This window comes from Bradyrhizobium sp. NAS96.2 (assembly GCF_001908235.1).
In the GTDB taxonomy this organism is placed as follows: domain Bacteria; phylum Pseudomonadota; class Alphaproteobacteria; order Rhizobiales; family Xanthobacteraceae; genus Bradyrhizobium.
The window spans coordinates 1-8,109 of record NZ_LGHK01000270.1 but is presented as its reverse complement, the minus strand read 5'-3'; the positions used below and the strand labels follow the sequence as shown (position 1 = coordinate 8,109).

The window sequence follows — 8,109 nt, the reverse complement described above, 5'->3', positions numbered from 1 at the left end:
TTCTGACGAGGGTGAGCTTCACTCCGCAAAAGCGGCAGTCATGATGTAATCGGTCCGGGACAGTTGCGATCTTCTCAGCTCGAAATAGATCCACGGGTGCCGCGCAATCGGTTTTGGAAATGGTGCCGCTCTTGCATTCGCGAAACCGGAATACGTTGTATTTCCAATTGTCAGGCGGGAGCTCGATTAACGCCGCGCGGCCCATGTAGGCCGCCAAAGCATAGCCTGCCATTCGCGACGGGTCCGAGGCCCATGGAGTCATACTCCTGAAGCCTACGGTACGGCGATTCACGCCCGCGCGGTCTGGCGTAATCCACACTGTGGACAACAATGCAATTTACTCGGAACGCGCGGCGCGACGCTTGCCCGCAGGCGGCGGTGGCAGGGAATCCGTCAGCATCTGCCTTAGATTGTCAGCCTGTTCCTTCGTCAGCTTCTCCGCGAACCGGCCACCCTTTTCCAATTGCGCCGGCCCCTTGAGTTCTCGATCGTAGACCATCCAGCCGGTGCCTCCTGTCCGAACGAGGAACCTAGCCTTCTGAGGTGCTGACTATTCAACGATACCTCCCCATTGATCCGGGGCGCCGTCTCAAAAATACACCGCGTAACGGCGTCTATTCCTGGGACACTGAATCCCCAGCAGGAAATCTAATGCAGGGGTCATGCCATCGAATCGCGGGGGCGGTGTCGCGGACGGAGCCTTGACCGATTGATGGTGGGTGGAACCTAGCTGCTCGCTAGGCTTCGTGGATTGCCGCCGGGACACGCCTTCAACCCGATCTCGATCAGCCGGCGCCATCTGGTCCCGGCGATGTTCATTTCCGATTCCGGGCGCGTCGCACCTTCTGGAATTCCTCGGGTCCCTTGACGAGCCGGCGCTTGCGGCTGGCCTCTCGAACTACAGTTTGCCGAGAGGCCGCATCGCTCACCTCTGGGCTACACGGGGGCTCGTTGCCAAATCGCCGAACGCAGCTTTGCGCAGCTCGATCGGAGCAGAAATGTCGCGCATCGGCTGTAAGCCTACTCCGGTGCCACGCACGACGACAGTTCCAAAATCAAAGATGCGACCCAGGACTGTCTGCTTGACGTCCAGTCCTTCGATGCGGTTGAAGTTGATTTCGATAGTGTCGCGGGCAATGAGACCTCGCTTTAAAACGATGCGATGGGTGGTGACAGCAATTTCCGTGGTAGCCCAACGGATGAACGCTTTCACAAGGGCGATCACACCGACTGTACCGAACGCGAAGAACACAAAACCGGCAACGGTGCTCTTTCTGGCACCCAGGTCGGCCGCGGCGAACGCGGCAATAGCTAAGACCGCCATGGGAGTCGCGAATATTATCCAGTGCAAGCCCGTCTCGTAGACGATCTCTTCGTTAGGCCCCAATACGCGATCAATATATTTCATCGATGCAGTGCCTCCCACCAGCAATCCAATCGCAACAGTTGAGCGAGCGCAAGCGAAGGGGCACTTCAGTGACCGACCGTCACATTTCCGGGCACCTAAACGCCTTGCCTAAGGACGCCTGCCGCGAGAGGATCGACCAACATCCGGGGAGGGCAGAATGCCTGATTTCAAGGTCATCGACGGCGACGGGCCCGGCAAGGAAGAGCGCGAGAAGCAAGAGCGAGAGTATGAAGAGCAGCGCGCTCGTGACTGGGCAAAGAGTGATGTTGAGCGGACGCTTTCCGGCTTCTCTGCTGCACTGCTGCGCACAATGGCTGGCAGCGAAACCGAGTCGATTTACCTCATGCGTCGCCTTGTCGATTTCCTCGATGCACTCAATAAGTTTCGAGACGTGATGGGCCGCGGGGTCAGTGTCGTCGAGCTTCAAGAGATACTTCGCGTTCCTACGACAGAGCCCGATTACTCTGACGACGATTGGCGTCACCGTCATTGGATCCGCGAACACGGGATGGACGTCATCGTCAAAGGTGCGCTGCGCCTGGCGGCGCATAAGATCCTTGGCGAAGAGCCGCATTTTGGAGGGAAATACTCAGAGGATGTGATTCAAGACGGGATCAAGACCTTAGAGGAGTTGAAGCGGCCGCCAAAACCGCGGCCGCCGTTAGTGAAGGGGCTCTCCAAGTGGGATGACGTTGTCGACTTAGGCCCTTCGAAGCCTAGCGGCGCCACCAAGCGAGCGGTTGATCAGCCCGTGGTGGCCCAACCACGCAAGCGCCAATCAGATCAGGGATTCAGCGAAGGCGATCTCAAGGAACTGCGAAAGGCGATAAAGGCGAGAGACAGCAAGCGCATCGCCGAGCTCACTTCGAAGATCGGGCGCCGTCCGATCAAGGAATAGATCGCCAACCTTCAGGGGCCCAAGCGGAGTTTTACGGGTTTGGCTGAGTCGGCGGGTTTGGCGGGACAACAAAGCCGCGGGTGTTGGCAATCTGCGCCAAAGCCTCTTTTAAGCGCTTAAACCTGCTTTTGTTTGCCATTTCAGGAACGCATTCGATTTGCGAATGAGACTTTTCAACGACGGTACCCGGCGTTGAGCGCATCGCCGATCGCCGGCGAGGGCTGGGCCGGTCCCTGGAACGCTTGCATGCGCGCGTTCCACGCCTGGCACGCAACGGCATCGGCTTTCTTGCGCGTCTCTTTGGCCTGCACGGCCAGATGCCGAGCCGACGTTCCGAATAGGTATTCGCGAGATCTCGATCCCATGGCCGCTCAATACTGTGCAGCGGACGGGTGTTCTGCAAGCCGATCTCTGAAATGCTGCGAGCCGTCTCGCAGAGCGAAATTGCTCCGGGGATTACTCCGGGGATTCGGTGCCTCCAATGCCGGCAAACACCCGCAATGTCCCGCAAATGTTCTCGTCCTAGCGCGTCGGAAAACTGCGGCAAAAAGCGGTAAATCTCTTTGATGCTTCGCGATTTTTGTTGGCGATCCCGGCAGGATTCGAACCTGCAACCCGCGGAGTAGAAATCCGCTACTCGGCCGTTCGGCGGCGGTTTGAGCGCCTGTCCAAAAGGCAAACGCCGGAAATGTTCCCTATTCGCCGCTTTCGGTAAATCATTGAAATCGCTGCAAATGCGATGCCCTCCGAGCCACCACAAACTCAACTGTGCCGTTGAGTCTTCTTCGTTGAGCGTTTTTGGCAATCTCGCGACAGGTGTGATGTGTGTCCCCGTTGTGCCCCAGCTATTTCTGGGCACGCATCAAGGGAACAAGGTCTGCAACCTATTGATTTGTTTGGATTAATGGTGGACGCACAAGGGATCGAACCTTGGACCTCTCCCGTGTGAAGGGAACGCTCTCCCGCTGAGCTATGCGTCCGGGATATGACGTGCCAAAGGCCGCTGGTCGGTGGCCGGTCGATAAAGGCGCTTCGTCAGAGCGTGCGATTTACGAAGTGCCGGGTAGGGGTGTCAAGCCAAACCCTGCGTAAATCAGGCGCCCTGCTGACGGGCGCGGGAGGCGTGTGACTGCAGCGCCCGGATGCGTTCGGCGAGCGTGCCGCCGCCTTCGGGCATCCCGCTGCCCGGCGAGACGCCGTTTGCGGCACCGTTGGCGGGCTTGGCGGCGGGCTGCGAGGCGATCTTGGCCGGCACGGTCGGCTCCGCCGCCAGCATGGCCTCGATCGCCGAATTGGGGCCCTCGAGCTGGATCGCGAGCTTGGCCACTTCGGCCGCGATGTCGTTGATGCGTTCGCGCAGCAGCGCGTTCTCCATCCGCTCGGTCGCCCAGGAGCTCTCGGCCTGCTGCTGGATCGCGTTGATGTCGCGCTGCAGCTTGCCGCGTTCGTCGCGGGCTGTGCGCAGCTGTTCCTCGACCGCGGCCTTCTCCTGGCGCAGTTTCTCGAGCACGGACGATTTGCCGCCGCCTGCCGCGGCGATCTCCTCGCGCAGCTCCTGCACCGTCCGCTCGGCTGTCGCGTTGGCCTGCTTGAGCTGGCTGTTCTCGAATTCACGCTCGGCGAGCAGCTTGCCCTGGGTCGCAAGCCGCGTCTCGAGGTCGCTGACGCGGTTGCCGAGCATCTCGGCCTCCTTGACCTGGACGATCAGCTGGCGGTCGAGGTCGGTGACGCGCTGGCTCAGGTTCTCGACCCGGCCGCGCGCGTCGGTGAGATCGCGCGTCACGGTTTCCGACTGGCTGCGCTCCTGGGCGAGGCGGGCCTCGGTGGCCGCGAACTCCCTGGCGGCATCGCCGACCCGGTTCTTCAACTCCTCGACCTGGGTCCGCACCGCGACCAGTTCGACCTGGCGGCTGTCGGCGGCCATCGAGCGGTCGTTGAGCTCGGCGTTGATCCTGCCAAGCTCGCCCTGCTTGTCGGTCAGCGCCTGCTCGGCGGTGCGCAGCAGCTCGGTCTTGGCGCCGAACTCCTCCTCGGTGGCGCGAAGCTGCTCCTTCATCGCCTTCTCGCGCGCCTCCATCGCGAAGATCGCGGCGTTCTTCTCGCCCAGCTCGATCTTCATGCGGTTGATCGCGTCGGTCTTCTTGCCGAGCTCGGCGAGCTGGCTCGTGGTCTTGCTCTTGAGCTGGTCGACGCTCATCTCGAGCCGGCGGGCCGACATGGCGAATTCGGCGCGGAGCTGGTCCTTGTCGGCCTGGATCTCGGCCATCGACAGCGGGGTGGCCGCCTCCATCCGGCGCGTGGTCAGCCGCACCGCCCGGTTATGCACCAGGGGGACGATCATCAGGCCGCACAGCATCGAGATCAGGAAACCGATCGCCGCGTACATGATCGGCTCGATCATGAAGGGTCACTCCAAAGAAAGAAGGAATTTGTTAATCACAATGCCACGCCGGGCCGGCCAAAGGCCAGCCCGTTTGCCGCGTTAAGGTGAATCGCTAACCGTGCCGGAGCGCTTGGCGCTAAAGACTCGTTCGATGCAGCGACCTAGAACGGGTTCCAGGTCGCGCGCGGGGTGTATTTCAGATAGCCGACGCTGGCGCCGAGCCGCAGGCCGATGCCCGAGCGAATCGGGACCAGCACGATGTTGTTGGCGGTCAGCGCCGTCATGCCGAAGCCGCCGACGATATAGGCGGAGCCGTCGATGCCGACGAAGCGCTGATAGATCGCCTGCGTCGAAGGCAGGTTGTAGACCAGCGTCATGGTGCGGGCGCCGTCGCCGCCCCAGTCGAAGCCGACCGAGGGACCCTGCCAATAGACCCTGAGGTCGCCGGCGTTCTTGGTGTAGAGCGTGCCTTCGCCGTAGCGCAGTCCGGCGACGAACGCGCCGGAGCCTTCCTCGCCGAGCACATAACCGTTGGGCAGACCCCATTGGCTGACCGCGCGCTCGATCACGGAGGCGAGCCCGCGCGAGACGTTGCCGAAGAACTTGTGGCCGGCGCCGACCAGCTCGTCGGGCCCGTAAGTATACGGGGTCGGTTCACGCTGCGGCGGCGGATATTGCGGTGGTGGGGGCTGCTGCGCGAACGCCCCTGCGCTCCAGCACATCAGCGCGGCAAACGCGACCGCGGCAAGGCGTGATGCGAAAGTCATTAAGAACCCCTGCTATCGAAATCCGGGCGCTGCCCTTTAACCTGATGCCAACAGGCACGGCTCTAGGTTGCGCCCGGTGTCCCCTCGACTCGGATGTTATCGGTATCAACTATGACGGCACAACGGCAGGAAAGATATGGATCGTGCCGGGGCATGGCGTTTTTCGGCCTGTTGGCGGGCATTTTGGCGGCCATCTGCCATGCTTTGCCCGTTCAGGCGACCACGACCGAGCGCGTGGTGACGAACCGCTACTCTGGCCTTGCGATCGAGGGATTCGATCCGGTCGCCTATTTCACCGACGCTGCCGCCACCCAGGGGCAGCCCGAATTCGAGGCCGCCGAAAGCGGCGCGATCTGGCGCTTCCGCAACGAAGGCAACCGCGCTTCGTTCGTGGCGCATCCTGAAATCTATGGTCCGCAGTTCGGCGGCTACGATCCGACCGATCTGGTGCGGGGCGTGACCTGCGCCGGCAATCCGCGATTCTGGGTCGTCGTCGGGAACAGGCTCTATCTGTTCAACCGGGAACACAGCCGCGATGCCTTCGCCGCCGATCCCGCGCGCTTCCTGAAGGAAGCCGCGGCGCGCTGGCCGGAGCTGGAAGAAGATCTCGCGCAGTAGTCAGCTCCTTGTTTGAGCATGATCCTTTCGGAAAACCGCTTCGCACTTTTCCGGATCATGCTTTAGGCCGCGGCGGGGTCGCCCCAGGCAATGAATTCCGGCACCAGAAAATCCTCGCGGCCGAGCCCGAAATGCAGGGGGTGCCCGTGCGAATCGGTCACCTTGCCGCCGGCCGCAACGACCACCGCGTGACCGGCCGCCACATCCCATTCGGAGGTTGGCGAGAGGCGCGGGTAGATGTCGACCGCACCCTCGGCGACGCGGCCGAACTTGACCGCCGATCCCAGCACGGCGCGGACTGCGCCGCCGCGTTCGTCGATGAAGGCTTCGGTGCGCGCATCACCATGTGAACGGCTGACCGCAACGGTCCAGGGCGCGCCGCGCGGCGGGCAGGGACGGGTCCTGATCGGCACGGCGTGCGAAGCCGCGCCGCCCTGCAATGTCAATCGCTCCGCGCCCTTGCCGACGATGCCGCGCCAGATCAATCCGAGCGCCGGCGCACCGACGATGCCGAGCAGCGGCATGCCGTGCGTGACCAGCGCCACATTGACGGTGAACTCGTTGCGGCCGGCGACGAACTCCTTGGTGCCGTCGAGCGGATCGATCAGGAAGAAACTGTTCTTGTAGGGTGGCGTCGCCAGATGGACGCGCTCCTCCGACAGCAGCGACACATGCGGCGCCAGCCGCGTCAGCCCTTCGACGATGACGTGGTCGGCGGCGAGATCGGCTTCGGTGACCGGCGAGCCGTCGCTCTTGCCGGTCACATTCATGGCGGAACGATTGACCGCAAGAATCGCCTCGCCGGCGCGGATCACGAGCTCGGTCAGCTGGTCGAGCAGCGTGGCGGCCTTGTCGCAGTCGAGGGCGGGCGATTGTGCCTTATTCATGGGCGGCTCTCATATCCTGTTCGTCTTCCCCTGAGATCATGATGCCAGCCCCGCCGCAAGCTGGCAGCATCCGTCTGCCCGGTGTATCAAGCCGACAGGCATGCGTGATTCGCACTCCTCGGTCGGCGTGCGGCTTTCCAGGAAACAATTGATGTCTGGCACTTCGTCTCCCGGTCCCGCTCCCGATGCGCTCGAGCTCGCGGCGCTGTTGTGCTCGCGGGTCTGTCACGATCTCATCAGTCCGGTGGGCGCGATCGTCAATGGGCTTGAGGTCCTTGACGACAATCCGAAGCCCGAAGATCGCGACTTCGCGCTCGATCTGATCCGCAAGAGCGCCAAGACCGCGTCGGCGCGGCTGCAGTTCTGCCGGCTGGCATTCGGTGCCGCCGGTTCCTCCGGCGCGCAGATCGACCTCGGCGATGCCCAGAACATGGCGAAGGGGCACATCGAGGACGGCAAGGTGACGCTGACCTGGAATCTGCCGCGGCTGCTGCTGCCCAAGAACCGGGTCAAGCTGCTGCTCAACATGCTGATCATCGCGCAGCAGACCATCCCGCGTGGCGGCACGCTCACCATCGATCCGGTCGGCGAGGGCGAGACCATGAGCTTCCGCATCCAGGCCGCGGGCCTCAATGCGCGCGTGCCGCAAAACATCGTCGACCTGCTCAATGCAAGCTCGTCGAACACGGTCGACGCACATGCCGTGCAGCCGCATTACACGCGCCTCCTTGCTGAGGCCTGCGGTTTGAAAGTGACGCTCGCGCTCGACGGCGACAAGGTCATTATCGCAGCGTCCTGAACGCGGCTGCGGCAACATCATTAATCAAAGGTTACGACGGGCCGCGCGATTCAATCGCGCGGCCTTATCTCTTTGTTGATCCCGTTCTTTTCCATTTACTCAACCAAACTTAAACGCTTTGCGGACAAGCTGACCCAAGTTCCGTCAGGCGCGTGGATGTCGCGCGCCGCAGCGTTTTCGGCGTTTTTCGAAGGTTGGTTTCATGGACGATCTGTTGCGCGAGTTCCTGACGGAGAGCAGCGAGAGCCTGGATACGGTCGACAACCAGCTGGTGCAGTTCGAGCAGGATCCGAACAACGCGAAGATCCTGGACAACATTTTCCGCCTTGTGCACACGATCAAGGGGACC

10 protein-coding genes and 2 tRNA genes are annotated in these 8,109 nt (G+C 62.2%); 4 read left to right on the top strand and 8 right to left on the bottom strand.

The window, feature by feature from the left end:
* From AC628_RS44945 to AC628_RS38795, 3 genes are all read right to left on the bottom strand, one after another.
* A partial coding sequence (locus tag AC628_RS44945) for a hypothetical protein (RefSeq protein WP_210190321.1) occupies window positions 1-232 on the bottom strand: 232 nt, incomplete at its 3' end.
* A 105-nt stretch (window positions 233-337) separates the two neighbouring features.
* Window positions 338-499, bottom strand: coding sequence for a hypothetical protein (locus tag AC628_RS45685; RefSeq protein ID WP_245321547.1), 162 nt, complete (start codon window positions 497-499; stop codon window positions 338-340).
* Between the two features lie 426 nt (window positions 500-925).
* Window positions 926-1,408, bottom strand: coding sequence for a PH domain-containing protein (locus AC628_RS38795; protein ID WP_074131903.1), 483 nt, complete (start codon window positions 1,406-1,408; stop codon window positions 926-928).
* A gap of 157 nt (window positions 1,409-1,565) precedes the next feature.
* On the opposite strand from AC628_RS38795, the gene AC628_RS38790 reads away from it, so the two are divergent.
* On the top strand, window positions 1,566-2,306 hold the full coding sequence (locus AC628_RS38790; protein ID WP_074131902.1) for a hypothetical protein: 741 nt from the start codon (window positions 1,566-1,568) through the stop codon (window positions 2,304-2,306).
* A 584-nt stretch (window positions 2,307-2,890) separates the two neighbouring features.
* Here the strand turns inward: AC628_RS38790 and AC628_RS44520 are convergent.
* The 4 genes from AC628_RS44520 to AC628_RS38775 all read right to left on the bottom strand — a co-directional run bounded on the left by AC628_RS44520 (window position 2,891) and on the right by AC628_RS38775 (window position 5,456).
* A tRNA-Arg gene (locus tag AC628_RS44520) sits at window positions 2,891-2,971 on the bottom strand.
* 240 nt (window positions 2,972-3,211) lie between these two features.
* Window positions 3,212-3,286, bottom strand: a tRNA-Val gene (locus AC628_RS38785).
* 113 nt (window positions 3,287-3,399) lie between these two features.
* Window positions 3,400-4,707, bottom strand: a complete 1,308-nt coding sequence (locus AC628_RS38780; RefSeq protein WP_074131901.1) for a coiled-coil domain-containing protein — start codon at window positions 4,705-4,707, stop codon at window positions 3,400-3,402.
* Window positions 4,708-4,850: 143 nt separating this feature from the next.
* The gene (locus AC628_RS38775; RefSeq protein ID WP_074131900.1) at window positions 4,851-5,456 is read right to left on the bottom strand and encodes a DUF1134 domain-containing protein; all 606 of its coding nucleotides are present in this window, start codon (window positions 5,454-5,456) and stop codon (window positions 4,851-4,853) included.
* Between the two features lie 153 nt (window positions 5,457-5,609).
* Here AC628_RS38775 and AC628_RS38770 point away from each other — a divergent pair, with 153 nt between their 5' ends.
* Window positions 5,610-6,074, top strand: coding sequence for a YHS domain-containing (seleno)protein (locus AC628_RS38770; protein ID WP_074131899.1), 465 nt, complete (start codon window positions 5,610-5,612; stop codon window positions 6,072-6,074).
* Between the two features lie 62 nt (window positions 6,075-6,136).
* On the opposite strand, the gene cysQ is transcribed toward AC628_RS38770, so the two are convergent.
* Window positions 6,137-6,961, bottom strand: coding sequence for a 3'(2'),5'-bisphosphate nucleotidase CysQ (gene cysQ, locus AC628_RS38765; protein ID WP_074131898.1), 825 nt, complete (start codon window positions 6,959-6,961; stop codon window positions 6,137-6,139).
* A 151-nt stretch (window positions 6,962-7,112) separates the two neighbouring features.
* Here cysQ and chpT point away from each other — a divergent pair, with 151 nt between their 5' ends.
* Entirely contained in the window at window positions 7,113-7,760 is a 648-nt protein-coding gene (chpT, locus tag AC628_RS38760; RefSeq protein ID WP_074131897.1) for a histidine phosphotransferase ChpT, read from the top strand.
* A 202-nt stretch (window positions 7,761-7,962) separates the two neighbouring features.
* Window positions 7,963-8,109, top strand: a 147-nt coding sequence (locus AC628_RS38755) for an Hpt domain-containing protein (RefSeq protein ID WP_143202039.1), incomplete at its 3' end; no start/stop codon positions are given.